20 protein-coding genes are annotated in these 26169 nt (G+C 72.3%); 10 read left to right on the top strand and 10 right to left on the bottom strand.

What is annotated here, in order from left to right; translation table 11 throughout:
* Window positions 1-3: 3 nt before the first annotated feature.
* From DTL70_RS07480 to DTL70_RS07470, 3 genes are read left to right on the top strand one after another with little or no spacing between them, the layout of a single operon-like run.
* On the top strand, window positions 4-1020 hold the full coding sequence (locus DTL70_RS07480; RefSeq protein ID WP_245979086.1) for a FecCD family ABC transporter permease: 1017 nt from the start codon (window positions 4-6) through the stop codon (window positions 1018-1020).
* Entirely contained in the window at window positions 1017-1817 is an 801-nt protein-coding gene (locus tag DTL70_RS07475) for an ABC transporter ATP-binding protein (protein WP_114021053.1), read from the top strand. Before DTL70_RS07480 ends, DTL70_RS07475 begins: the two co-directional genes overlap by 4 nt.
* Window positions 1814-2725: a (2Fe-2S)-binding protein gene (locus DTL70_RS07470; protein ID WP_245979084.1), complete on the top strand. Its 912-nt coding sequence runs from the start codon at window positions 1814-1816 to the stop codon at window positions 2723-2725. The genes DTL70_RS07475 and DTL70_RS07470 overlap by 4 nt, the downstream gene beginning before the upstream one ends.
* A gap of 178 nt (window positions 2726-2903) precedes the next feature.
* Here DTL70_RS07470 and thrS read toward each other — a convergent pair whose 3' ends face one another.
* Entirely contained in the window at window positions 2904-4157 is a 1254-nt protein-coding gene (thrS, locus tag DTL70_RS07465; RefSeq protein WP_114021052.1) for a threonine--tRNA ligase, read from the bottom strand.
* 267 nt (window positions 4158-4424) lie between these two features.
* Window positions 4425-4787, bottom strand: coding sequence for a hypothetical protein (locus DTL70_RS07460; protein ID WP_114021114.1), 363 nt, complete (start codon window positions 4785-4787; stop codon window positions 4425-4427).
* 147 nt (window positions 4788-4934) lie between these two features.
* On the opposite strand from DTL70_RS07460, the gene DTL70_RS07455 reads away from it, so the two are divergent.
* A complete protein-coding gene (locus tag DTL70_RS07455) occupies window positions 4935-6275 on the top strand; it encodes a DUF5685 family protein (RefSeq protein ID WP_114021051.1) in 1341 nt (446 codons plus the stop codon).
* A 183-nt stretch (window positions 6276-6458) separates the two neighbouring features.
* On the opposite strand, the gene DTL70_RS07450 is transcribed toward DTL70_RS07455, so the two are convergent.
* Both DTL70_RS07450 and DTL70_RS07445 read right to left on the bottom strand, forming a co-directional pair.
* Window positions 6459-8678 (bottom strand): NADP-dependent isocitrate dehydrogenase, encoded by a 2220-nt coding sequence (locus DTL70_RS07450; protein WP_114021050.1) that lies wholly within the window; start codon window positions 8676-8678, stop codon window positions 6459-6461.
* 533 nt (window positions 8679-9211) lie between these two features.
* Window positions 9212-10666 (bottom strand): glyceraldehyde-3-phosphate dehydrogenase, encoded by a 1455-nt coding sequence (locus DTL70_RS07445; RefSeq protein ID WP_114021049.1) that lies wholly within the window; start codon window positions 10664-10666, stop codon window positions 9212-9214.
* A gap of 89 nt (window positions 10667-10755) precedes the next feature.
* On the opposite strand from DTL70_RS07445, the gene DTL70_RS07440 reads away from it, so the two are divergent.
* From DTL70_RS07440 to DTL70_RS07425, 4 genes are all read left to right on the top strand, one after another.
* Window positions 10756-11568 (top strand): thioesterase family protein, encoded by an 813-nt coding sequence (locus DTL70_RS07440; protein ID WP_114021048.1) that lies wholly within the window; start codon window positions 10756-10758, stop codon window positions 11566-11568.
* Between the two features lie 244 nt (window positions 11569-11812).
* On the top strand, window positions 11813-12928 hold the full coding sequence (locus tag DTL70_RS07435) for a tetratricopeptide repeat protein (RefSeq protein WP_114021113.1): 1116 nt from the start codon (window positions 11813-11815) through the stop codon (window positions 12926-12928).
* Window positions 12929-13088: 160 nt separating this feature from the next.
* Entirely contained in the window at window positions 13089-13859 is a 771-nt protein-coding gene (locus tag DTL70_RS07430; RefSeq protein ID WP_220183593.1) for an ABC transporter ATP-binding protein, read from the top strand.
* A gap of 10 nt (window positions 13860-13869) precedes the next feature.
* Complete coding sequence (locus DTL70_RS07425; RefSeq protein ID WP_114021047.1) at window positions 13870-16470, top strand: ABC transporter permease; 2601 nt, start codon at window positions 13870-13872, stop codon at window positions 16468-16470.
* A 452-nt stretch (window positions 16471-16922) separates the two neighbouring features.
* On the opposite strand, the gene glnA is transcribed toward DTL70_RS07425, so the two are convergent.
* Complete coding sequence (glnA, locus tag DTL70_RS07420) at window positions 16923-18338, bottom strand: type I glutamate--ammonia ligase (protein WP_114021046.1); 1416 nt, start codon at window positions 18336-18338, stop codon at window positions 16923-16925.
* 261 nt (window positions 18339-18599) lie between these two features.
* Between glnA and DTL70_RS07415 the strand changes: the two genes are divergently transcribed.
* Window positions 18600-19070, top strand: a complete 471-nt coding sequence (locus DTL70_RS07415) for an RDD family protein (RefSeq protein ID WP_114021045.1) — start codon at window positions 18600-18602, stop codon at window positions 19068-19070.
* 183 nt (window positions 19071-19253) lie between these two features.
* Here DTL70_RS07415 and DTL70_RS07410 read toward each other — a convergent pair whose 3' ends face one another.
* The 4 genes from DTL70_RS07410 to lipB all read right to left on the bottom strand — a co-directional run bounded on the left by DTL70_RS07410 (window position 19254) and on the right by lipB (window position 22402).
* A complete protein-coding gene (locus DTL70_RS07410; protein ID WP_114021044.1) occupies window positions 19254-19943 on the bottom strand; it encodes a DUF4191 domain-containing protein in 690 nt (229 codons plus the stop codon).
* Between the two features lie 124 nt (window positions 19944-20067).
* Entirely contained in the window at window positions 20068-20295 is a 228-nt protein-coding gene (locus tag DTL70_RS07405) for a hypothetical protein (RefSeq protein WP_114021043.1), read from the bottom strand.
* A gap of 227 nt (window positions 20296-20522) precedes the next feature.
* Window positions 20523-21470 (bottom strand): lipoyl synthase, encoded by a 948-nt coding sequence (gene lipA, locus DTL70_RS07400; protein ID WP_114018596.1) that lies wholly within the window; start codon window positions 21468-21470, stop codon window positions 20523-20525.
* 113 nt (window positions 21471-21583) lie between these two features.
* Complete coding sequence (lipB, locus tag DTL70_RS07395; protein ID WP_114021042.1) at window positions 21584-22402, bottom strand: lipoyl(octanoyl) transferase LipB; 819 nt, start codon at window positions 22400-22402, stop codon at window positions 21584-21586.
* Window positions 22403-22634: 232 nt separating this feature from the next.
* On the opposite strand from lipB, the gene DTL70_RS07390 reads away from it, so the two are divergent.
* On the top strand, window positions 22635-24344 hold the full coding sequence (locus DTL70_RS07390) for an NsdA family TPR-like regulatory protein (protein ID WP_181860824.1): 1710 nt from the start codon (window positions 22635-22637) through the stop codon (window positions 24342-24344).
* 204 nt (window positions 24345-24548) lie between these two features.
* Here the strand turns inward: DTL70_RS07390 and DTL70_RS07385 are convergent, their stop codons facing one another.
* The gene (locus tag DTL70_RS07385) at window positions 24549-25877 is read right to left on the bottom strand and encodes a sensor histidine kinase (protein ID WP_245979082.1); all 1329 of its coding nucleotides are present in this window, start codon (window positions 25875-25877) and stop codon (window positions 24549-24551) included.
* Between the last annotated feature and the right edge of the window lie 292 nt (window positions 25878-26169).

The raw sequence follows: 26169 nt of genomic DNA, 5'->3' as shown, positions 1-26169 counted from the left end.
CCCGTGCCCCGCACCTCACCGCTGCGGCGCACCCTGGTATGCGCCGCGCTGACCGCCGTGCTGCTCGCCGGCGCCGTCGCCGGACTGGCCCTCGGCTCGGCGCGCATCCCCGTCGGCGAGGTGCTGGCCGCGTTGACGGGCCGCTCAGGTCCCTCGCCCTTCACCACGATCGTGCTGGACGTGCGGCTGCCCCGCGTGCTGCTGGCCGCCGTCGTCGGCGCCGGACTCGCCCTGGTCGGCACGGTGTTGCAGGCACTGGTGCGCAACCCGGTGGCCGACCCCTACCTGCTGGGCATCTCCTCCGGCGCCTCGACGGGCGCCGCACTCGTCGTCGTGTTCGGGATCGGCGCCGTCTCGATGCCCGCGGGCGCGTTCGCCGGAGCGATGGCGGCGCTGCTCGTCGTGTACGCCATGGCGCGGCGCGGCGGCACGATGACGACGGGGCGGCTGGTGCTGGCCGGGGTCGCGGTGCAGTACGTGCTCTCCGCGCTGACGAGCCTGGTGCTGGTGACCTCCTCCGAGAAGGAACACCTGCGCACCCTCCTCTTCTGGACCCTCGGCGGGCTCGGACAGGCCCGCTGGGACACCCTGGCGCTGCCCGCGCTGGTGCTGCTGGCGGGGCTGGTACTGCTGCTGGCGCTGGCCAGGCCGCTGGACCTGCTGCTGGCCGGCGAAGAGGGCGCCACCACGCTCGGCCTGGACGTGGGCCGCTTCCGCGCCGCCGCGTTCGTCCTGGCGTCCCTGGTCACCGCGGTGCTGGTGACGGTCAGCGGCTCCATCGGCTTCGTCGGCCTGATGGTGCCGCACGCGGCCCGGATGGTCGTCGGCGCCGCGCACCGCGCCCTGCTGCCCGTCGCGGCGCTGGGCGGAGCCGCCTTCCTGGTGCTGGCCGACCTGGCCGCCCGCACGGTCGCGGCCCCGCAGGAGATTCCCGTCGGCGTGCTGACGGCGCTGACCGGCGGCCCGTTCTTCCTGTGGCTGCTGCGCCGCTCCCAGCGCGGCGAGGGAGTGTGGGCATGACGCGCGCCTGCGCGCTGCGCGCCGAGGAGGTCTCCTACGAGGTGGAACAGGGCCGCGCCCTCATCAAGGAGGTGACGCTCCAGGCACGGCCCGGCGAGACCGTCGGGATCGTGGGCCCCAACGGCAGCGGCAAGACCACCCTGCTGCGGTGCGTCTACGGCACCCTGCGCCCCACGCGGGGCCGCATTCTGCTCGACGGCGACGACGGCGCCGCGCTGAGCGCCAAGGCCCGGGCCCGCAAGGTGGCGGTCGTACCGCAGGACGGTGGTGGCGGATTCGGGCTGACCGCGCGGCAGGTCGTGGCGATGGGCCGCTCCCCGCACAAGCGGTTCTGGGAGGGCGACACCGCGCGGGACGCCGCCCAGGTGGCCGAGGCGCTGGAGCGGGCGGGCGCCGCCCCGCTGGCCACGCGCCCGTTCGAGTCGCTGTCCGGCGGCGAGCGGCAACGCATCCTGGTGGCCCGCGCGCTGGTCCAGGACCCGGGACTGCTCGCCCTGGACGAACCGACCAACCACCTGGACGTGCGCTACCAGTGGGAGCTGCTGACCCTGGTACGCGACCTGCCCGCCACGGGGCTCCTCGCCCTGCACGACCTCAACCTCGCCGCCTACTTCTGCGACCGCCTCCACGTGCTGGACGCCGGGCGCACGGTGGCGTCGGGGCCACCCGCCGAGGTGCTGACGGAGGAGCTGCTGGCCCGGGTGTACGGGGTGCGTGCCGAAGTGCGCGTGCACCCCCGTACCGGGGCGCCGACCGTGGTCTACCTGCCGCCGGACCTGGAGGACGTACACCGATGAGCGCACCGTACGAGCCCGTCCTCGTGGACGAGTTGACCGCGCTGTCCGCCCTGACCGACCTGGCGTCCACGTACGGCCCGCGCTACCACATGCTGCCGGGCGAACCGACCGGGCCCGAGGCCCGGTCGGACACCTGGCTGCCCGCCGACCGGCTACTGGCCCCGGACGCCGACGGGGGTGCCCGGGGGCGCGGCGGCACCCGGGGGCGCGGGCGTGAGGGCGCCCGGGGGCGCGGCGGCGGCGAGGGGCGCGGGGGCGGTGCCGAGGTGTGGGGTGGCGGGGAGCTGTCGCGGCTGCTCGGCGCCGAGTGGCGGGGTAGCGGCCATCGCACCGCGCACGCCGCGGCCCTCACCCTCGTCGCCGTCTACGCGGGGCGGGTGACGGCGGCGGCGATGCTGGGCTGGGCGCTGGACGGCGGCGTGTGGGACGTACGGCCGCACAACGTGCTGGTGCGCCCCGGCGGCCACGGCATCGCGGGGGTGCGGCTGCGGGAGCCGCGGCTGCTCGCCGCCCCTGCCCGGGAGCGGGCCGCCACGCTGCCCGCGCTCCACGAGGCGGTGCTGGACACCCACCTGCTGCCCCTCGCCCGCACCCTGCACGGCGCCACCAGGGCGGGGCTGCGGCAGCTGTACGGCGGCGTCGCACACGGTTGCGCGACGGCGCTGAGCGCGGCGGCTCCCCGGCCCAGCGCGGAACTGGCCGCGCTGTGGCAAGAGTTCGTCCGCCCCCTCCCCGGGCTCGCCCGGCTCGGCGACCTCGCCGAGGTCACCCACCGCGACGGCAGCCGCCACCTCCACTACCTGCGCCATACCTGCTGCCTCTACTACACCAGCGCCGAGGCGGTCCGCTGCGCCAGCTGCTGCCTCACCCCGCGTGCGGAGCGCCTACGGGCGTACGCGGCCCGGTGACCCCCGGGCGCAGCGGACCGACCGGGGGGCGCCCGCACCCTCCCAGTGCACGGAAGCATGCTCAGGGCAGGTCGGTGCGCCCCCTGGCCGAGTTGAGGAGCCGCGCGCGGCGCTACGACCCGTCGCGCCCGTGGACCCCAAGTCGTCATGTGTTCCCCTCCCGTGGCTCACGGCCGGCCTAGGGCTGTTCCCACAGCTCGGTGCTGTGGGCCTCGACCCGCGCTGAGAGGCGGGCGAGCGCCTCGTCGGCCGGCATCGGGGCCAGGCGTCGACCGTCGCGCAGGCGCAGGGCGACGGCGTGGGCAGCGGCCTCACGCTCCCCGATGACCGCCTGGTAGGGAACGAGCCGGTCCGCGCGGATCCTGGCGGAGAGGCTTCCCGCCTCCGGTCCCGCGACCCTGGCCCGCAGCCCCGCGTCGCGGCAGCGGCGTACGAAGTCCTCCGCCTCGCCGGCCTGCCCGTCGGTGACCGGCAGAGCGAGCACCTGGACGGGGGCCAGCCACCCGGGGAACGCGCCCCCGTGCACCTCGATCAGTTGGGCGACGGCGCGCTCGACACTGCCGATGACGGCGCGGTGCACCATGACGGGCCGGTGCCGGGCGCCGTCGGCGCCGACGTAGTGCAGGTCGAAGCGTTCGGGCTGGTGGAAGTCGACCTGGACGGTCGAGAGAGTCGCCTCACGGCCCGCCGCGTCGGCTACCTGCACATCGATCTTCGGCCCGTAGAAGGCGGCCTCGCCCTCGACCGCCTCGTACGGCAGCCCGGCCCGCTCCAGCACGTCGGCCAGCACAGCGGTGGCCCGGCGCCACCTGTCCGGTGCCGCCACGTACTTGCCGCCGGGTCCCGGCAGCGAGAGGCGGTAGCGGGCGGCGGAGATGCCCAGCGCGCGGTAGGCGTCGCGGATCATCTCCAGCGCGGCATGCGCCTCGTCGGCCACCTGGTCGAGAGTGCAGAAGATGTGCGCGTCGTTGAGCTGGATCGCCCGTACGCGGGCGAGCCCGCCCAGCACGCCGGACAGCTCGGAGCGGTACATGGCGCCGAGTTCGGCGAGCCGCAACGGCAGCTCACGGTAGCTGTGCGCGCGGGAGCGGTAGAGGACGGCGTGGTGCGGGCACAGGCTGGGCCGCAGCACCACCTGTTCGCCGTCGCCCAGCTCCATGGGCGGGAACATGTCGTCGGCGTAGTGCGACCAGTGCCCGGAGATCTCGTACAGCTCGCGTTTGCCCAGCACCGGGGTATACACGTGGCGGTATCCGGCGCGGTGTTCGGCCTCCCTGATGTACTCCTCCAGGGCGTGCCGGACGGCCGCACCGTCCGGCAGCCAGTACGGCAGTCCCGCGCCGATGAGCGGGTCGGTGCCGAAGAGGGCCAACTCGCGGCCCAGGCGGCGGTGGTCGTGCTGTCGCCGGTGGTCGTGCTGTGCGGTGTTCATCCAGGCTCCCTGGCTGCTCGGGGGCCGGGCCGCCTCGCGGGCCGCCACCACGACGAAGCCCCGGGCGCTCGGCCCGGGGCTTCGTCGTTCAGTACGTCACTCAGCGCGCCGGGTCCTGCTCCGGCGTCGTCGTCAGGGCAATGCGTGCGTCGGCACTGCGTGGGGCGCGCTTCACGCCGTCGAACGTAACAGCGGGGCGGGCGGTGCGCACCCGGTTTTCCGCCGCGCCGTCTCCGCGCTTTTCCGCCGCGCTTTTCCGCCGCGCTGTCAGGGTGCGGCGGGCAGTCGGCGTCGGGCCGCTTCGAAGGTGTCGCCGATGCCGGAGTTGAAGGCCAGGGCCGCGCCGGGAGCGTGTTCGCGGACCAGGTTGACGACCTGCTCGAAGAAGAGCAGCGCGCCTTCCGGCTTGCGGATGCCGCCGCCGATGACGACCACGTCCCACTCCCGCTCGGTCAGCGCGGCGACCGCCACGGAGACGGCCGATGCGTCGGCGGGCAGCAGCGCCACCGACGCGTCGAGTGCGTGGTCGGCGAACCGGGCCAACTGCCCGTCGAGCGCCGCCTGAAGCGCGTCAGCGTCCGTACCGGGCACCACGTGCGGGTCGAATCCGAGGATGAGCACACTGGACATGCCCACCATGGTGCACCAGCGGTGTGAGGGCCGGGGCCAGGTTTCGTGCACAGGTGCGGGGCAGGATGGACGGCCGTGTCGGGCGGCTGGGTACCATCGCCGCACTGCCCGAGCACCACGGCAGGAGTCACATGTACGGGGGATCTCGTGTTCGGAATCGTCAGGCCGTGTCAGCACCGGCTTTCGGAGGGGCTACGGGCCGAGTGGATGGCGCACCTGTGCGGGCTGTGCCTGGCGCTGCGCGGTGACCACGGCCAGTTCGCGCGGGTGGTGACCAACTACGACGGCCTCCTCGTCTCCGTCCTCACCGACGCGCAGACAGGCCGCGCCGACGCGGCCCGCCGCACCGCGGGCCCCTGCCCCCTGCGCGGCATGCGCACGGCGTCCGTCGCGCAGGGCGAGGGCGCGCGGCTGGCGGCCTCCGTCTCCCTGGTGCTGGCCTCGGCCAAGGTGCGGGACCACATAGCCGACCGGAACGGGATGATGCGCCGCCGTCCCGTGGCCGCCGCCGCCCGCCGGATAGCGGCGGGCTGGGACAGGGCCGGCGCCCGCGCGGGCGGGACACTCGGCTTCGACACGGCGGTCCTGGTGGACGCCGTGGACCGGCAGACCGGCATCGAGCACGCCGCGGGCCCCGGCACGCCGCTGACGACGGTGACCGAGCCGACCGAGACCGCGACCGCGGCGGCGTTCGCGCACACCGCGATCCTCGCGGGCAAGCCGGGCAACGCCGCGCCGCTGGCCGAGGCGGGCCGCCTCTTCGGACGCCTGGCCCACCTCCTGGACGCGGTCGAGGACCGCTACCAGGACGCGGCCGAGGGCGCCTGGAACCCCCTGACGGCGACCGGCGCGACGGTGGCCGAGGCGCGGCGCCTGTGCGACGACGCCCTGCACGGCATCCGACTGGCGCTGCGCGACGTGGACTTCGCCGAGGGCAGGCTGGCCCACGTGCTGCTGGTGCACGAACTGCCGCGCGCGGTCGACCGCGCGTTCGGCACCACCCGGTGTGCCCACCCGGGCCCGGGCCCGGCGCCCGGCCCCTACGACGGCGGCGGCAACCCGTACCACCAGAACCCGTACGGCCCCGGCCCCCACGGCCCGTACAGCCAGAACCCGTACGCGCAGAACCCGTACGGTGCCAACCCTTACGGCCAGGCGCCGTACGGTCAGACGCCGCGGGGTCCGGGCGGGCGGCGACATCCGCACGGGGGCGGCGAGGTGCCGCCCGGCGGCGGAGGCGACGGCTGGGGCGGTTGGGGCGGCGGCCCGGACGGCCCCGACGGCTCGGGCGACCCCGGCGGGCACCAGGGCCGCAAGCCCCCGCGTGGCTTCTGGGCCGGCTGCGCCGCCTTCATCGGACTGTGCTGCACCTGCAAGCTGTGCTGCGCCGACGAGTACGAGGGCCCCTGGTCCCGCAAGAAGCGCGCGGGCTGCTGCGAGAAGTGCGAGTGCTGTGAGTGCTGCAGCTGCTGCGACTGCGGCCTCTGACCGACTTCTCCCCCATCTCGCACCCGTCACCCCCTGAGCCGGTGACGCCCGAACACCTCCCCCTCCTCACCCCCGCCCCGTTCCGTTCGCCGGGGAACGGGACACCCGCTCGGAGCGAGTGAGGGCCCCGGGGGCGGCGTGGTGCCGCACCCCCGGGGCCCTCACTGCGGGCGGTCGGACGTCTCAGCTCAGCGTCGCCAGCGCCTCGTTGAGGGTCGTCGACGGGCGCATGACGGCCGACGCCTTCTGCGGAGCCGGCTGGTAGTAGCCGCCGATGTCGGCGGGCGAGCCCTGGACGGCCGCCAGCTCGTCGACGATCGTCTGCTCCTGCTCGGTCAGCGTCTTGGCCAGGCCGGCGAACGCCTCGGCGAGCCGGGTGTCCTCGGTCTGCCCGGCCAGCTCCTGCGCCCAATACAGGGCGAGGTAGAAGTGGCTGCCGCGGTTGTCGAGGCCACCGATCCGGCGGGTCGGGGACTTGTTCTCGGCCAGGAACGTGCCGGTGGCCCGGTCGAGGGTGTCCGCCAGGATCTGGGCGCGCGCGTTGTCCGTCTTCTGCGCCAGGTGTTCGAAGCTGACGGCCAGCGCGAGGAACTCGCCCAGGCTGTCCCAGCGCAGGTAGTTCTCCTTGACGAGCTGCTGCACGTGCTTGGGCGCCGAACCACCGGCACCCGTCTCGAACAGCCCGCCGCCGTTGATCAGCGGCACGACCGACAGCATCTTCGCGCTGGTGCCCAGCTCCAGGATCGGGAAGAGGTCGGTCAGGTAGTCGCGCAGCACGTTGCCGGTGACGGAGATGGTGTCCTCACCGCGGCGGATGCGCTCCAGGGAGAAGGTCATCGCCTCGGCCGGGGACATGATCTCGATGCGCAGGCCCTCGGTGTCGTGCAGCGGCAGGTACTCGCGCACCTTGGCGATGAGGTTCCTGTCGTGGGCGCGGGTCTCGTCCAGCCAGAAGACCGCAGGGTCGCCGGTGGCGCGGGCGCGGGTGACGGCGAGCTTGACCCAGTCCTGGATCGGCACGTCCTTGGTCTGGCACATCCGGAAGATGTCGCCCTCGCCGACGGCCTGCTCCAGCACCAGGGTGCCCTCGCCGTCCAGCACGCGGACGGTGCCGGTCGCCGGGATCTCGAACGTCTTGTCGTGGCTGCCGTACTCCTCGGCCTTCTGCGCCATGAGACCGACGTTGGGCACGGAACCCATGGTGGCCGGGTCGAAGGCGCCGTTGGCCTTGCAGTCGTCGATGACGGCCTGGTAGATGCCCGCGTAGCTGCTGTCGGGGATGACGGCGAGGGTGTCCTGCTCCTGGTCGTCCTTGTTCCACATGTGGCCCGAGGTGCGGATCATCGCGGGCATGGAGGCGTCCACGATGACGTCGCTGGGCACGTGCAGGTTGGTGATGCCGCGGTGCGAGTCGACCATCGCCAGGTCGGGGCCCTGGGCGAGCTCGGCGTCGAACGAGGCCTTGATCTGCTCGCCCTCCGGCAGCGACTCCAGGCCCTTGAAGATGCCGCCGAGACCGTCGTTCGGGGTCAGCCCTGCGGCGGCGAGCTTGTCGCCGTAGGCGGCGAAGGTCTGCGGGAAGAAGGCCCGCACGACGTGGCCGAAGATGATCGGGTCGGAGACCTTCATCATCGTCGCCTTCAGGTGCACCGAGAACAGCACGCCCTCGGACTTGGCCCGCTCCACCTGCTGCGTGAGGAACTCGCGCAGGACGGCGACGCGCATCACCGAGGCGTCCACGACCTCACCGGCCTTGACCGGCACCGACTCGCGCAGCACCGTCTTGGAGCCGTCGTCGCCGTGCAGCTCGATGCGCAGGGCGCCGTCCTCGGCCAGCACGACGGACTTCTCCGTGGAGCGGAAGTCGTCGTCGTCCATGTGGGCGACGTTGGTCTTCGAGGTGGCCTTCCACTCGCCCATGCGGTGCGGGTTGGCCTTGGCGTAGTTCTTGACCGAGGCCGGCGCGCGGCGGTCGGAGTTGCCCTCGCGCAGCACCGGGTTCACGGCGCTGCCCTTGACCTTGTCGTAGCGGGCGCGGACCTCGCGCTCCTCGTCGGTCTGCGGGTCGTCCGGGTAGTCCGGCAGCGCGTAGCCCTGCTCCTGGAGCTCGGCGATGGCCGCCTTGAGCTGCGGGATGGACGCCGAGATGTTCGGCAGCTTGATGATGTTGGCCTCGGGGGTCTTGGCCAGCTCGCCGAGCTGTGCCAGGGCGTCCTCGATGCGCTGGTTCTCCGCCAGGCGCTCGGGGAAGCTGGCGATGATCCGTCCGGCCAGGGAGATGTCGCGGGTCTCGACGGCGACACCGGCCGTCGAGGCGTAGGCCTCGACGACGGGCAGGAAGGAATAGGTCGCCAGGGCCGGGGCCTCGTCAGTGTGCGTATAGATGATGGTCGAGTCAGTCACCGCTACTCCGCTTCGCGTCTGCGCGTCTCGCGTTTACATCGTCTCGATATCAAGATATCCCGTCCGGCCGCGCGCGGGCACAGCGGCCCGCGTGTGGCCGCGGCAACGGCTCTTTCCTCTACCGGCCCCCGAAAAATCCCTGGTCGGAGGCTGTCTCCTCGCACGACGGCAGCCCCGGGGCGTGGCGCCCGGCCCACGCGCCGAGGGACGCGGCCGCCGCGTGTCACCCCGGCTGACTCCCCGTACCTCGTCCCGCCGCCACGTGAGGGACTCCGTGGAGCAGCACCGGGCTCTGCCTGCCCGAGACCGCCGGCAGTTCCTCGGACTGCCATACCAGCAGGTCGCGGCCCTGCACGGCTGGCTCGGGTCGCCCAGCAGCCCCACCGCCCCTCGGGGGCCGGCTGGCAGCCACCGCACTGCCCGGCCACACGCCGACGGAAGGCGGTGGAGCGAGCGGGGTAGGGGTGTGGGTGCGGCACAGGCCGCACGCGCTGGGGCGGGAGCCACGCCGACCCGCCGGCACCTGACCTCGTTCAGGCCACCGGGGCCGGGTACGTCGGGTACTCGGCGCCGGAGACGTACTGGACGACGCGGACGACCTGGCAGGAGTAGCCGAACTCGTTGTCGTACCACAGGTAGAGGATGGCGTTGTCGCCGTCGACCTTGGTGGGGCCGGCGTCGACGATCGAGGCGTGGCGCGAGCCGATGAAGTCGTTGGAGACGGCGTCGGGCGCGCTGGTGAAGTCGATCTGGCGCTTGAGCGGCGAGGTGAGCGAGACGTCACGGAGGTGGTCGAGGACCTCCTTGCGGTCGGTCTCGCGGGCGAGTTGGAGGTTGAGGATGGCGAGGGAGACATCCGGCACGGGCACCCGGATCGAGCTGCCGGTGATCTTCGCGTCCAGGTCGGGGAGCGCCTTGGCGACGGCGGAGGCCGCACCCGTCTCGGTGAGGACCATGTTGAGCGGCGCCGAGCGCCCGCGACGGTCCGACTTGTGGTAGTTGTCCAGCAGGTTCTGGTCGTTGGTGAAGGAGTGGACCGTCTCCACGTGGCCGCGCACCACCCCGAACTCGTCCGCCATCGCCTTCAGCGGCGGGACGATCGCGTTGGTGGTGCAGGACGCGCACGAGATGATCTGCTCGTCCGGCTTGATCATGTCGTGGTTGACGCCGTGCACGACGTTGGGGACGTCGCCCTTGCCCGGTGCGGTCAGCACAACCTTGTCGATGCCGGGGCGCAGGTGCTTGGAGAGCCCCTCACGGTCCCGCCACCTGCCGGTGTTGTCGATGAGGACGGCGTCGTTGATGCCGTAGTCCGTGTAGTCCACCGACGTCGGGTCGTCGGAGTAGATCACCTTGATCTCGTTGCCGTTGGCGACGAGGGTGTTGTTGGCCTCGTCGACGGTGATGGTGCCCTGGAACTGGCCGTGGATGGAGTCACGGCGCAGCAGCGAGGCCCGCTTGACCAGGTCCTGCGCCGGCCGGCCCGCGGCCTCGCGTACGACGATGGCCCGCAGCCGCAGGCCGTTGCCGGAGCCCGCCTTCTCGATCAGCAGGCGGGCCAGGAGGCGGCCGATACGCCCGAATCCGTAGAGGACCACGTCCCGCGCCTGGCGGCGGTCGATCTTGTTGGCGCCCGTCGCTCCCGCCACGGCTTCGGCGGTGAACTCGGCCACCGACAGGCCGCGGTCGTCGGCCCTGTGGGTGGCGGCGAGCATGCCGATGTCGATCTGCGAAGGGCCCAGGTCGAGCGCGGTCAGGGCCTGCAGGAACGGCAGCGTCTCGGTGACCGACAGCTCCGCGCCGGCGATCTGCCGGGCGAACCTGTGGGTCTTGAGGATGCTGATCACCGACTTGTTCACCAGTGAGCGGCTGTGCAGCAGAACGGTGACGTCCCGCTCGCGGTGCAGCTTCCCGATGATCGGGATCATCGACTCCGCGATCTCCTCGCGGTGCTTCCAGTTGGTGAACGCGTCCTCGTTGACAGTCACAGTTCTTATCTTTCGAGCTAGGCGGTGCTCATATGCTAACCCCCGCCATCCCGATCATGTGATCGGCCCGTCCCCGAGGAGACCCCCCGTTGCAGTCCGGCACGCCGACCCCCGACAGCTACTACGAGCCCGTCGACGAACACCGCTACAAGCCCACCGCGCACGCGAGCGGAGCGTGGAACACCGAGGAGCAGCACTTCAGCCCGCTCGGCGGCCTGATCGTCCACGCCATGGACCGCCACCTGGCGGCCCGCCCCCGCACCGGACTGCTCCCCGCACGGATCAGCTTCGACATCCTGGGCCGTCTCGCCCTCGACGAGTGTGAGATCCGGGTGGAGAGCATCCGCCCGGGCCGCACCATCGAACTGCTCGAGGCCGTCGTCCTCATCGCCGACCGCCCGGTCGTACGCGCCCGCGCCTGGCTCCTGGCCGCAGCCGACACCACGGCCGTCGCCGGCGGCGGCGACGCCACGCTCACCCCGCCCGACGAGCTCGCGCGCTGGCCGCTGGAGTCCGTGTGGCCCGGCGGCTACATCGCCTCCCTCGACATCCGGCCGCTCGCGCCGCCGCAGCCCGGCCGCACCACCACCTGGGTCACCACCGGGGTCGACCTCGTGGCGGGCCGGCCCAGCAGCCCGCTGGCCTCCTTCGTCACCCTGGTCGACACCGCCAACGGCATCGCCGTACGCCAGTCGCCCACGGACTGGATGTTCCCCAACGTCGACCTCACCCTCCACCTCCACCGTCAGCCCGAAGGCCCCTGGACCGGCCTGGACACCACCGTCGTCTTCGGCCCCACGGGCCAGGGCCTCACCAGCACCGTCCTGCACGACCTGAGCGGCCCGGTCGGCCACGCCCAGCAACTCCTGACCGTGCGCCCCCTGCCGGCCACCGGCGGATAGCAGGCAGCGGGCGCCACGGGCAGGCAGCGGGCGCCACGGGCAGGCAGCGGGCGCCACGGCCACGGGCAAGCAGCGGGCGGCGCACGTCCCGTACGTCTCGCTCGGGAGTGGGCGCCCACACGTAGCACTCAGGTATGACCCGTTGACCAGCGCGGAGACGGATTCGGCGGCCCCCGCCGCGCTCATAGCGTCGAACCGGAAAGAACGAAGGACGGACGAGCGATGGAGCATGGCGGTGCGGCACATGACACGGACGACGCGGCAGGACCCGACGCGGACCCGCCCGGCGGGGACCAAGGCGTTCGCCCCCGAGTACCAGGGCGCCCTGGGCGCACTGTCCGTCAACGCGTCCCTGTCCGACGTACTGGTCCAGGGGGCGACCCAGCTGCGGGCAGCCGAGCAGGCCGGGGAGGAGAAGGAGATGGCGCGCTGCGGGCTCGCCGTCGCGGAGGCCCACCGGCGCCTCGGAAACGTCACCGAAGCCGACCGGGCGTGGAAGGCGAGTTACCGGGCGGCCCGCTCGGCGGGGGACGTCGGGGCCATGGCATGGGCCCTGTGGAGCGGCGGCACCCTCGCCCGCCAGCGCGGCGCACTCCCGCTCGCCTACCGGCTGCTGCGGCGCGCGGCCGACCTGGGCGAACGCGGCGACGACGTGCTGGCCCGCGGCTACTCGCTGGCCGGGCTGGCGGAGACCGGCCGGATCCAGGGCGACTACGAGGCCGTCGGCGCGCTCCACGACCAGCTCCTGACCGAGGCCCGCGGCCGCGGCGAGGTGCGGCACACGGTGTGGGCGCTGGAGGGCATAGCGCAGATGCACCGCAACACCGGCTCCTACGACAGGGCGCTGGAGCTGTTCGAGGAGGCCGCCCGCACCGCCGCGGCGGGTGACGACCGCAGGGGGCGGGCCTGGGCGCTGAGGGGCATCGCGGACGTGGTGTCCGTACGCGACGAGGACACCGAGCGCGCCCTCGCGCTGCTTTCCGAGGCCGAGGCCGACTGCCGCGGGATGCACCTGTCGAGCGCTCTGGCCTACAACCACAAGATGCGCGGCAACGTCCTCTACCGCGCCGGCCGGTACACGGAAGCCCGCGACATCTACCGGCAGGCGCTGGGGCGGTTCGCCGCGATGGACGAGCAGCGGGGGACGGCGCTGTCCCGGCTCGGCCTCGCCAAGTCCCTGGCCCGCCTGGGCAGGCCCCGGTCCGCGACCAGGGCGGAGCTGGCCGAACTGCGCGACACGTTCGCCCGCATCGGGCTGCACCATGCGCGCTCCATGGTCGAGCGGGCCGCCACCGAACTGGGCACAGGGCCCCTGCCCGACACCTCGGCCTCACCCGCGAACGCCCCCTCACGCCCCTGACGTACAGCGGGAGGTGAACCGGTACGGACCCCGCGCCGTGGAGTGCGCAGCACCGTGATGGTGTAGCAGGCACCACCATCGATACGGGATCCAGGGCGTTCGTGGCCCCGTCGGCGGTCTCATACGGTGAAGCTGCCGACAACCGGAAAGGGCAAGGAAAATGACATCGGAATGGGGAGCGTCCGCAGCCGCGGTGGCGACGCGGGCAGCGGCCATGAGGCTGGACTCCGTCACGAAAACGTACGGCACAGGGGAGAATGCCGTGACCGCGCTGCGCGGAATCTCCCTGGACGTGCCGCGTGGAACCTTCACCGCTGTCATGGGCCCCTCGGGTTCCGGCAAGAGCACCTTCCTGCACTGCGTCGCGGGACTCGACGAGCCGACCACCGGCCACGTCTACCTCGGTGACACGCAGCTGTCCGGCCTCAAGGAGGCGGCGCTGACGGCCATCCGCCGCGAGCGGATCGGCTACGTCTTCCAGGCCTACAACCTGATGTCGGCGCTGACGGTCAGACAGAACGTCACCCTCGTCGCACGGCTGGCGGACATGGCCGTGGACGAGGCGTGGCTGCGCGAGGTGCTGACCAGGGTGGGGATGAGCCAGCACGTCGACCGCCGGCCCAACCAGCTCTCCGGCGGCCAGCAGCAGCGCGTCGCGATCGCCCGCGCGCTGGTGACCCGGCCTGACGCGCTGCTGGCCGACGAGCCGACCGGCGCGCTGGACACCCGCACCAGCCAGGAGGTCCTCAAGCTGTTCCGGCAGATCGTGGACGAGATAGGCCAGACGGTGCTGATGGTGACCCACGACCCGGTTGCCGCCTCCTACGCCGACACGGTGCTCTTCCTCGCCGACGGGCAGCTCGCGGGCCACCTGAACCGGCCCTCGCCGGCCCAGGTCGCCGAGCACATGACGCACCTCGGCGACTGGTGAGGCGGAGCTCGTGTTCGACATCGCCTGGAGCACCATCAAGAACCGCAAGGGCGGCTTCATCGCGGCGTTCATTGCCGTGATCTGCGGCTCGGCCGTCATCACCGCCTGCGGCGTACTGCTCATGTCAGGACTGCTCTCGGGCGTCGCCCCCGAGCGGTACGCCGGCGCGACCGTGATGGTCGGCGGGAAGCAGACCAAGGACGTCAAGGAGAACTTCGACCCGCACTTCCCCGAACGCGTCACCGTCCCCGCGTCGACGGCCGAGCAGGTTTCCCGCGTCGACGGCGTCGAGAAGGTCGTGCGCGACCGCACGGTCGAGATGAACCTGCACAAGGACGACGGCAGCGCACGGGGTGAGCCGGTGCGGCTCGACCAGCCGCTGTACGGCCACGGCTGGTCCTCGACCGCGCTCGGCCCCTTCGAACTGTCCGAGGGCAGCAGGCCCAGCAGCGCCCGGGAGACCGTGCTGGACGCCGGCCTCGCCCGCAGCGCCGGGCTCGAAGTCGGGGACACCGCGCGGCTCTCGGTCGGCACGACACCGCACGTCTACCGGATCGTCGGCCTGGTCGACGCGCCCGCGAACGGTCTGGACCGGCAGTCGGCCGCGTTCTTCACCGACGCACAGGCCACCGCTCTGTCCCCGCGCCCAGACCGGCTGACGGCCATCGGCGTCCTGGGCGAGGACGGGGCCGACGCCGACGACCTCGCCGGGAAGATCGAGGATGCCGTCACCGGCGCGGATGCCGCCACCGGGGCGAATGCCGACCCGGGCGCGAAGGTCGTCACCTACACCGGTGACGGGATCGGCGACCTGGAGTTCCTGGACGTCGGCGCCTCCCGCGGCTTCCTCGTCCCGCTGTCCGCCTCGTTCGGCGGCACGGCGCTCGGCGTCGTCATCTTCGTCGTCTCCTCCACCCTCGGCCTGGTCGTCCACCAGCGCCGCCGGGAACTGGCGATGCTGCGCGCCATCGCGGCGACGCCGCGCCAGGTGCACAAGCTGATCGGCAGCGAGGTGCTGCTGGTGGGGGTCACCGGGGCGGTGCTGGGCGCGGCGCCCGGCTTCCTGGCCGCCGGGCTGATGCGGGACGCGTTCGCGCACGCCGGTGTGTTGCCGCAGGACTTCGAGCTGTCGTTCAACCCGCTGCCGGCCGTCGCCGCCGTGCTGCTGACCGTGCTGGGTGCCCGGCTGGCCGGGTTCATCGCCGCGTTCCGCATCGCGCGGATCCAGCCGGTGGAGGCGCTGAGCGAGTCCGAGGCGGAGCGCGAGGAGCTGGGCAGCACCCGCAAGACCGTCGGTGTGAGCCTGCTCCTGCTCGGCCTGGTGGCGTCGATCGTGCTGCCGCTGGTCATTCCGGGCCAGGTGGCGATCGCCGGGGCCGGCGGAGCGCTGGTGGTGCTCATGGTGGGCAGCGCGCTGATCTCCCCCATCCTGGTGCAGGCGGCGACCCGGATGCTGACGCCACTGTTCAAACGCTCCCGCGTGAGCGGCTTCTTGGCCGGTGCCAACAGCAGTGCCAACGCCCGCCGCCTCAGCAGCGCGGTCGTGCCCCTGGCGCTGGGCACCGCGATGGCGCTGATGCAGCTGTCGATGCTGAACACCGTCGAGGCGACGGCCCAGGAGCAGGCGGCGACCGGTGTCGTCTCCGACTACGTGATCACCAGCGACACCACGGGCCTGTCCACCGGCGTGGCCGGGAAGGTCCGCGACGTCGACGGCGTCGAGACCGTCACCCCGGTGGCCCGCTCGCAGGTCCTGCTCAACTACATCGAGATCGACAAGCCCGCCTCCAACCCCTTCAGCGCCCAGGGCCTGGACGGGCGCGACCTGGAGAACACGCTCGACCTGGACGTGCGCGAGGGCAGCATGGACAAGCTGCGCGGCGACACGGTGGCGCTCAGCTGGATGGCCGCCGACACGGCGCGGGTGGACGTCGGCGACACCGCCGACATCAACCTCGGCGACGGAGTGCACAAGAAGCTGAAGGTCGTCGCCGTCTACGGCAACGGCCTCGGCTTCGGCGACATCACGCTCCCGCACCGGATGCTGACCGAACACACCGCCAACCAGCAGGACACGGCACTGCTCGTCAGCGCCGGCAGCAGCGGCGCGTCCCCGCAGGTGGAGGCCGGTCTGGAGGAACTGGCCGCGCAGACGCCCGGCCTCGCGGTGCAGAGCCCGCAGGAGTTCGGCGCCGTCCAGCAGGGCCAGTTCGCCCAGCAGTCCTGGACGAACCTGATCGCCAACGGGCTGCTGATGCTCTACGTCCTCATCGCCGTGGTGAACACCCTGGTCATGGCAACGACGGGCCGTAGCCGCGAGTTCGCCATGCTGCGGCTGATCGGTACGAGCAAGCGGCAGACACGGCGGATGATGTTCCTGGAATCCTGGGTCGTGATCGTCACCGCCGTCCTCATCGGCGTGGCCATCGCCATCCCACCCGCCGTGGGCTGCGCCCTGGGCCTGACAGGCCAGCCGATCCCCCACATCCAGCCGCTGGCCTGGATCGGCATCATCGCCTTCGTGACCCTGCTGGGCTGGCTCTCCATCAGCCTGCCGACCCGCTCGGCGCTCCGCAGCCGCCCCATCGAGGCGGTGTACGCGGGAGAGTGACGGCTGCCGCGGCGCACGCGGCGCGGTGACCGTCCGGAGCTCAGGCAGCTCACGGGCGGTCACCGCCGTCTCACGACGGAAGGCATCGCCGACGCCCTCGACAACCTCCTCACCGACCTGCGGTAACCCGGGTCACTTCGCGGCCACACTCCGGGTACCCGTGCGGAGTCGTCACCGGCTCAGGGGGTGACGGCCCCACACGGGCCGCCCCGTCCCCTTCACCGGAGCACGGAGCGCCTGCCCAGCAGGAGCGGACATCGAACCCGGTGTCCGAGGACGTGGGCGGGGCCCACCGGGCAGCCGACCACTCGGCACAGGTGCCACTCCCCGCACCGACACGAATCCGTCGGCCAAGGGCCCGTCCAACAGCCGTGGGCCGTGCCCCCTCGACGAAGGAGAACACGGCCCACAGAACGCCTACCGCCACAGCACCACATGGCGCCGCGCGCTTTTCACAGGTCGAAGTAGAGCTCGAACTCGTGCGGGTGGGGGCGCAGCTGCATGGGGGCGATTTCGTTGGTGCGCTTGTAGTCGATCCAGGTCTCGATGAGGTCGGAGGTGAAGACGCCGCCGGCCTGGAGGTACTCGTTGTCGGCCTCGAGGGCGTCGAGGACGGCGGGGAGGGAGGTGGGAACCTGGGGGACGCCGGCGTGCTCTTCGGGGGCGAGCTCGTAGAGGTCCTTGTCGATGGGCTCGGCCGGCTCGATCTTGTTCTTGATGCCGTCCAGGCCCGCGAGGAGCAGCGCCGAGAAGGCGAGGTACGGGTTGGAGGACGGGTCGGGGGCGCGGAACTCGACGCGCTTGGCCTTCGGGTTGGAGCCCGTGATCGGGATCCGCATCGCGGCGGAGCGGTTGCGCTGCGAGTAGACCAGGTTGACCGGGGCCTCGAAGCCGGGGACCAGGCGGTGGTAGGAGTTCACCGTCGGGTTGGTGAAGGCGAGCAGCGAGGGGGCGTGGCGCAGGATGCCGCCGATGTAGTAGCGGGCGGTGTCGGAGAGGCCCGCGTAGCCCTGCTCGTCGTGGAAGAGGGGCTCGCCGCCGGTCCACAGCGACTGGTGGACGTGCATGCCGGAGCCGTTGTCGCCGAAGATCGGCTTGGGCATGAAGGTAGCGGTCTTGCCGTTGCGCCAGGCGGTGTTCTTGACGATGTACTTGAACAGCATCAGGTCGTCGGCCGCGGCCAGCAGCGTGTTGAACTTGTAGTTGATCTCCGCCTGGCCCGCGGTGCCGACCTCGTGGTGCTGGCGCTCGACCTCCAGGCCCGCCTTGGTCAGCTCCAGGGAGATCTCGGCGCGCAGGTCGGCGAAGTGGTCCACCGGCGGGGCCGGGAAGTAGCCGCCCTTGTAGCGGACCTTGTAGCCGCGGTTGCCGCCGGACTCGATGGCGCCGGTGTTCCAGGCGCCCGCCTCGGAGTCGATGTGGTAGTAGCCGGCATTCGCCTTCGTCTCGAAGCGGACGTCGTCGAAGACGTAGAACTCGGCCTCCGGGCCGAAGAAGGCGGTGTCGGCGATGCCGGAGGAGGCGAGGTAGGCCTCGGCCTTCTTCGCCACGTTCCGCGGGTCACGGCTGTACTGCTCGCCGGTGATCGGGTCGTGGATGAAGAAGTTGATGTTGAGGTGCTTCTCGGAGCGGAACGGGTCCAGGCGCGCGGTGGACAGGTCCGGGACGAGGGCCATGTCGGACTCGTGGATCGCCTGGAAGCCGCGGATCGACGAGCCGTCGAACATCAGGCTCTCGGTCGGGTCGAAGGTATCCGCCGGTACGGCGAAGTGCTGCATGACGCCGGGCAGGTCGCAGAACCGGACATCGATGAACTTGATGTCGTTGTCCGCGATGTACTTCTTGGCCTCGTCGGCGTTCTGGAACATCCATCCTCCTAGTCCCGCCGCGTCGGGACGGGCTTGCTCCGGCTCCGGCTGCGGCACGGGGCCGCTCGCCTGGCACCGACCCTAGGCAGGGGCCATTTCTCCAGCATGACTCATTTGTTTCGCCGATGTTAATCGCCGGGCGACCTCCCCGACCCTCACCATGCGGAGTTCTGCGCTCACGATCAGCACTGCGGCCCGACACCGCAGAGCCCGGCGGCGGCCGGAAACAGCGGCCGGAAATCGGCGCGATACCGTTGACGGGTGGACAACAGGGAAGCAATCGGGTCGTGGCTGTCGGGACCGCGCGCGGCGGCCGCGGACATGGGAGCCGACTTCGGCTACCGCGGCAAGCGGCTCGGCCTGCCCGAGGAGGGGCCCGGTTCCCTCGCGCCGGTCGGCCGCCGGATCGGTGCCCTCTTCCTCGACTGGGCGCTCTGCGCACTCATCGCCTTCGCGCTGCTGGCCGGCCGGAAGCTGGAGGGCACCAGCGACTGGGCGCTGGTCGTCTTCGTCGTCATGAGCGTGCTGACGGTCGGTACGGTCGGCAGCACCCCGGGCAAGCGGCTGCTGGGGCTGCGCGTCGTGGCTCTCGACGGGCTCGGCAAGCTGCCGGTGTGGCGCACGGTGGTGCGGACGGTGCTGCTCGGCATCGCCATCCCCGCGCTCGTCTGGGACCGCGACAGCCGGGGCCTCCACGACCGGCTGTCGGGGTCCGTCCAGCTACGCGGCTGACAGCGCGGTCGCGCACGCTCGCGCGGCCGGCCCACCCGGTCACCCGGTCACGGGCCGTACACGGGCAGAAACGCACGAGGGGCGGGGACCGCGCAGGTGCGCGGTCGCCGCCCCTCGTCGTGGGACTCGCCGTAGGACTCCGTTCAGGGGACTCGCCACGGGAGCACCGTCGGGTGGGCCCCGTCAGCGGCCCTGCGGGCCCTTCGGAAGCTTCATGCCCTTGGGCATCGGCCCCTTCGGGATGGGCATATTGCTCATGAGGTCGCCGAGCGCGCGGAGCCGGTCGTTGACCTGGGTGACCTGCTGGCCCTGGAGCGTGCGGGGCAGCTTCATCATCTTCACGCGGAGCTTCTTGAGCTCGACCTGGTCCTCACCCTCGCCGACGACCATCGTGTGCACCGGCACGTCGCCGACCACGCGGTTCATCTTCTTCTTCTCGGACGCCAGCAGACCGCGCAGCCGGTTCGGGTTGCCCTCGCCGACCAGGACGATGCCGGCCTTGCCGACGGCCCGGTGGACGATGTCCTGGCTGCGGTTCATCGCCACGGCCGGGGTGACCTGCCAGCCCCTGCCGATGTTCTCCAGCACGGCGGCCGCGGCCCCCGGCTGGCCCTCCATCTGTCCGAAAGCGGCCCGCTCGGCGCGGCGTCCGAAGACGATCGCGCACGCCAGCAGGCCGAGGAGCACGCCCACGATGCCCAGGTAGACCGGGTGACCGATCAGGAAGCCGATCGCGAGGAGTACACCGAAGGTGACAAGCCCCACGCCGGCCAGGATCCAACCGATCTTCCGGTCCACGCGCCGGGTCATCTTGTACGTCTGGGCGATCTGCTTGAGCCGCCCAGGATTCTCGGTGTTGTCCTTCCTCGCCATGCGGTGAAGTTTACGTGGGGCCGCGCGTGGTGTGCCGCGCGGCCGGGGGTACGGGGCCGCCGGGGCCCTTAGTGCAGGTACGGGCGCCGGTGGCGGGGTCAGCCCGGGGGTCGGAGGCCCGGGGTCAGGCCCGGGAGGCCGCGGGCGCCGGGCGGTCGGCCGCCGCGTGCACTACCGCCTCCGCTTCCAGGGCGGCCGCCGCCGCGTTCCGTACCGACTCCGCTTCCAGCCGGGACCTCGCCCTGTCGCGGTCCTCCAGGACCGCCGTCCACGCGTTGCGGCACGCGACCCGCCGACCGCTGCCGAACAGGATGTGCTCCAGACCTTCCAGTGCCCACAGGGTGGTCCGCACTGTGCCCCTCCGTCAGTCCTCGCCTCGTTCGAACCGTGCGCGGTGCGCGGTTACAGCGTCACTCGACGGTGTTACCAGGCGGTGACCGGGGGGTCAAAGCCGGAAGACGCATGTGCGGCGAAGCTCACTCACCGCTTCGCCGCACCGCCCTCTCGCCCCTCGGGGCGGACGCCCGCCGGGCGCTCCCGCGGGCCCTGCCGGGCACTCCCGCGGGGCCCCGCCGGACACTAGGCCGCGGAGGTGTTCCCCGTCCTGCGGGCCTCGATCGCCTGCTTGTAGAGGCGTCCGGCGCGGTACGAGGAGCGCACCAGGGGGCCGGACATGACGCCGGCGTAGCCGATCTCGTCGGCCTCGTCCTTCAGCTCGACGAACTCCTGGGGCTTGACCCAGCGCTCCACGGGGTGATGGCGGGGGGTGGGTCGCAGGTACTGGGTGATGGTGATCAGCTCGCAGCCGGCCTCGTGCAGGTCGCGCAGGGCCTCGCTGATCTCCTCGCGGGTCTCGCCGAGGCCGAGGATGAGGTTGGACTTGACGACGAGGCCGTCCTCGCGGGCGCGGGTGAGGACCTCCAGCGAGCGCTCGTAGCGGAAGCCGGGGCGGATGCGCTTGAAGATGCGGGGCACCGTCTCGACGTTGTGGGCCAGCACCTCGGGGCGGGAGGAGAAGACCTCGGCGAGCTGGTCGGGCTCGGCGTTGAAGTCGGGGATCAGCAGTTCGACGCCGGTGTCGGGCATCAGGTCGTGGATCTGGCGCACCGTCTCGGCGTAGAGCCAGGCGCCGCCGTCGTCGAGGTCGTCGCGGGCGACGCCGGTGATCGTCGCGTAGCGCAGTTCCATCGTGCGCACGGACTCAGCGACGCGGCGGGGCTCGTCGCGGTCGAGTTCGGCGGGCTTGCCGGTGTCGATCTGGCAGAAGTCGCAGCGGCGGGTGCACTGCTCGCCGCCGATGAGGAAGGTCGCCTCGCGGTCCTCCCAGCATTCGAAGATGTTGGGGCAGCCCGCCTCCTGGCAGACCGTGTGCAGGCCCTCGCTCTTGACCAGGTTCTGGAGGGCGTTGTACTCGGGGCCCATTTTCGCCCTGGTCTTGATCCATTCGGGCTTGCGCTCGATGGGGGTCTGGCTGTTGCGGACCTCCAGGCGGAGCATCTTGCGACCGTCGGGTGCGACAGCGGACACGTCCGGCTCCCTACGTACTTTCGATTCAGCGGCGGGTATCAGGCTACGCCTGCGGTTGTGGGCTTCCGAACCGGCCGGAACCTCCGAAGAGCTCCGGCCCGTGGCGGAAGGAGTCAGACCGCGCGGGGCAGGGGCGTCGAGGACCCCAGCACCTCGCGCAGGTGTTTCTCCATGAGGGGAAGCACCTCGGAGACGGGAACATTCCTGCCCAGCTCCTGGGAGAGCGAGGTGACGCCCGCGTCCCGGATGCCACAGGGGATGATCTGGTCGAAACCGGTCGTGTCCGGGTCGCAGTTGAACGAGAAGCCGTGCATGGTCACGCCCTTGGCGACCCGGATACCGATCTGCGCCATCTTGCGGTCCACACCGCGCTGGCCCGCGTTGGAGGGCGCGTACTCGGGGCCCATCAGGCGCGGGTCGTAGTCCTCCTGGTTGAGCCGGGGGTCGAAGTCGAGCGCGAGCCCGGTGGCGGCACGCCCGGACGCCCTGCCGAGGTCGTCGCCGAGCACCCACACTCCGCTGCGGCCCTCGACGCGGGTGGTCTCGACGCCCAGCTCGGTGCACACCCGGATCATGGCCTCTTCGAGGCGGCGCACGTGCGCGACCACGTCCACGGGGCGGGGCAGCTTCAGGATCGGGTAGCCGACGAGCTGTCCCGGGCCGTGCCAGGTGATCTTGCCGCCGCGGTCGACGTCCACGACGGGGGTGCCGTCAAGCGGGCGCTCGCTGTCCTCGGTGCGCCGTCCGGCGGTGTAGACGGGGGGGTGCTCCAGCATCAGGCAGGTGTCGGGGACCTCGTCGGCGAACCGCGCGGCGTGCACCCGCTTCTGCTCCTGCCAGGCGTCGAGGTAGTCGACCGCGTTGTCGCCGAAGCCCAGGTGGACGAAGCGCAGCTCGCCCTCCACCGGACCGTCAAGCCGGGGTTCTCCCATGCCTCATGCCTCCTTCGTCACGCCCGCGGTGGCGGGCTGCTCCGCGCTCGCGCCCGTCGGCCACTCTACGGCGGTCACGCAGTGTCGTCGCAGGTGGTCACCTACTCACACGTACGGATGAATACACGACGAAGGGGGCGAACGAGGTACGGCGGACCGTTACATTCGCGCCGTTCCAGCAGGGCGCCCCGGCGTCTGACACAAGCCGTGAGGGCAGGAGACCGTGAAGCCGATGACGATGGAACGATCTGGGGAGTCGGTGAACGACACGACCCAGCCATCCCAGCAGCGCATCCCCAACCGTCAGCTCGCCGCGCTGATCGCCGAGGCGGGCTTCTCCAACGCCGGTCTGGCCAGGCGCGTCGACCAGCTCGGCCTCGAACACGGTCTCGACCTGCGTTACGACAAGACCTCGGTGACGCGCTGGCTGCGCGGTCAGCAGCCGCGGGGCACCACGCCCGCGCTGATCGCCGAGGTCTTCACCCGGCGCCTGGGGCGGCGGCTGACGGCGCAGGACCTGGGGCTGGACGCGTGTGCGCCCGTCTACGCGGGCCTGGAGTTCGCGGCGACGCCCGCCGAGGCCGTCGACATCGTCAGCGGTCTGTGGCGCAAGGACTCGGGCAGCCACGCCGAGCTGCGGAAGATCGCCTTCACCCCGGCGGGGCTCGTGGTGCCGAGCCGGGACTGGCTGATCGGCCGGGCCGACGAGCGGGTGGCGCGCGGCCCCGAGCCCGAGGGGCCGCTGAGCGCTCCGCCAGGCGGCGCGGGCCCCGGCGCCCTCGCCGGCACCGGGCCGCTCGCCGCGGGGCTCGGGGCCGGCACGGGACCGGCCCGCGGGCCCGGCGCCGGGCCGGGGCGCGGGGCCCCTCCGGGGCCGGCCGCCGGGCGCGGAGCCGTGGGCGGCTCCGTGGGCGGCGCGTCCCCCGGCGACGGCCTGCGGGTCCCGGCGCAGTCCCGGGTCGGCGGCGGCACAGGCGTCGCCACCAGGCCGCCGTCGCTGGCCGCCGCGCGCCTCGACCGGGTCGAGCGGGGCCCGGGCCAGCGGGTCTCGGGCGGCGACGTGGCGGCGCTGCGCTCGGTCTGCGAGCTCTTCCGCGCTCTCGACCACGCCTACGGCGGCGGCCACGCCCGGCAGGCCCTGGTGCGGTATCTGGAACACGAGGCCGAGCCGATGCTCCGCGGCGTCTACAGCGAGCAGCTCGGCAGACGCCTCTTCGGCGCGGCCGCGGACCTGACCAGGCTGGCGGGCTGGACCTCCTACGACATCGCCGCGCACGGCCTGGCCCAGCGCTACTTCGTGCAGGCGCTGCGGCTGACGCAGGCCGCGGGCGACCGCGCCTTCGGCTCCTACGTGCTGGTGACGATGAGCAGGCAGGCCGTCTACCTGGGGCACGGCAGGGAGGCGGTGCAGCTCGCGCGGGTCGCCCAGCAGGGGGTGGGCACCTCGGTGCCGCCCGTCGTGCAGGCGCTGCTGCACGCGGCGGAGGCGCGCGGGCACGGTGTGCTGGGCGAGGTGCGGGCCTGCGCGGCGTCACTGGCCCGCGCGGACCGCGCCCTGGAGGCGGCGCGCCCCAGCGAGGACGTACCGGTCTGGGCGCGCTTCTTCGACGACGCGCAGCTCGCCGACGAGTTCGGCCACTGCCACCGCGACCTCCAGCAGTACCGGGCCGCCGCGCAGCACGCCGAGCGCTCCCTCCAGTTGCGCGGGGCCGGGTTCGCGCGCAGCAGGCTGTTCTGCCGGGTGGTGCTGGCCACGGCCCGGCTGGGGCTCGGCGAGATCGAGCAGGCCTGCCAGCTCGCCGCCGAGGCGGCCCACCAGGCGGCGGAGATGCGCTCGGTACGGGCCCACGAGTACGTACGGGACTTCGAACGGCGCCTGGAACCGTACCGGGACGCGGCGCCGGTCCGGCAGTACCGGGAGAAGGTCTCGGCCCTGGTGTGATCCCGACGCGCACCGCGCCTCACAACGGAAACGGAGCCCGCACCGCCGCCGTCACCGTCTGGGCGGAGCCTCCGCCCGGCAAAGGGCTGCGCCGGTGCGGGTCGGCGCCGGCTTCCCTGCCGGGACGGGCCGGTGGCCGCTTTTGCCCGCGCCCGGCGAAGACTGCCGCCCCGGCCCCGGCGAGGGCCTTGCCCGGCGCTCGTGTCACGGGCGGCGGGTCAGTGGCCGGCAGGGGATTTCCATGGTGACCATGGTGGGCCCGCCAGGGGGGCTGGTGAGGGCGAGGACGCCGTCGAACTGGCCGAGGCGGCGTTCGATGCCCGCGATGCCGGAGCCGCGGGAGACGTCCGCGCCGCCCTGCCCGTCGTCGGTGACGGCGATCCGCAGCATGCCGCCGTCGAGGTCGGTGTGGTGGATGTCGACCCAGATGTGGTCGGCGTCCGCGTGCTTGGCCGCGTTGGTGAGGATCTCGCTGAGGGAGAAGTAGGCCGCGGACTCGACGGGCTCGGGGAAGCGTCCCGGCAGGTCGATGTCGACTTCGACGGGCATCCGCATCCGCAGGGCGAGGGCCTTGGCGGCGTCCCCGAGGCCGCGTTCGGCCAGTACCGGCGGGTGGATACCGCGTACCAGGTCGCGCAGTTCGGTCAGGGCCTCGGCCGAGGTCTCCCTGGCGTGGGCGAGGAGTTTCTTGGCCTGGGCGGGGTCGTGTTCGACGAGGGCTTCGACGGCGCCGAGGCTCATGCCCATGGAGACCAGCCTGGCCTGTGCGCCGTCGTGCAGGTCCCGTTCGATGCGGCGCAGTTGAGCGGCCGAGGTGTCCACGGCGTCGTGCCGGGTCTCGTACAGCCGCTCGACGCGCTGGGCGAGCTGGGCGCCCCGGGTGGGGGAGAGCAGGGCGCGGGCGAGCTGGAAGTGGCCGTCGATCAGGTACGGGTTGGCGTGGAGGCCGATCAGCAGGACGAAGGTGCCGAGCGCGGCGGCCGCCAGTGCGTCGCCGAAGGTGTCGATGTGGATGAAGCCGTACCAGTAGTCACCGGCGACCGCGTGCCACAGGCCCGCGAGCAGTACCCAGCCCTCCAGGCTCCAGGCGATCAGCGCCACCGGCAGGAGGGCGAGGAGGAAGCCCACCACGGCGTCGCAGAGCAGCCAGGCGAGGTCCCGCCAGGTGGCCGGGTCCTTGAGTATCAGCACCGTGCGTTCGACGTGCCCGGTGATCCCTGAGGGGCCGGGCGGCAGCGGCCTGTAGGGGTCCAGGATGCGCAGGCCCGCCCAGTGGCCGGCGAGTGCGCGGCGCTGGTTGGCGTGGATCCGTACGGCGTGCACGACCCACGGGGTGGTGAAGAAGCCGATGCCCAGCAGCAGGAAGACGACCGACAGCACCGTCACGATGAACAGGGCGAGGGAGACGCCCAGGGAGAGCAGCATCAGCGGGATGCCGCGTACGGCCGCGAGCAGTGCGCTCGCCACGCGACCGCGCCGTGCTCGGGCGGGCCCCGGCGCCCCCGCCCGCTCCATGCCGTCCTGCGGTGTCATGCCCGTTCCCCTCTTCTCGGCCACCGCCCGCCAGGACCCGTGTCCGGGCGGTGCTGGATGCCCACTTTCCGGGCACGGTGACCAGTCTGCGCGCGGCGGCCCCTTCCGCACACTCGTCTCCGCGCCCGTCTGCGGGGTGCACCTAGCACCACCTCCCGGGTCTCGTTTCGTCCCTTCCGACTGGGGGTTTCGGCGGCTGGGGAGCACGGTCGCGCGCTTCTAGCGTCGTTTCCGCTCGATCCAGGTACGTCCGTCCGACACCTCCGAGATCAGAAGCGGGGATCCCGTGACC

The organism is Streptomyces diacarni, from assembly GCF_003323715.1.
GTDB lineage: Bacteria > Actinomycetota > Actinomycetes > Streptomycetales > Streptomycetaceae > Streptomyces > Streptomyces diacarni.
The sequence above is the reverse complement of the archived record's forward strand: the minus strand, read 5'-3'. Positions and strand labels throughout refer to the sequence as shown.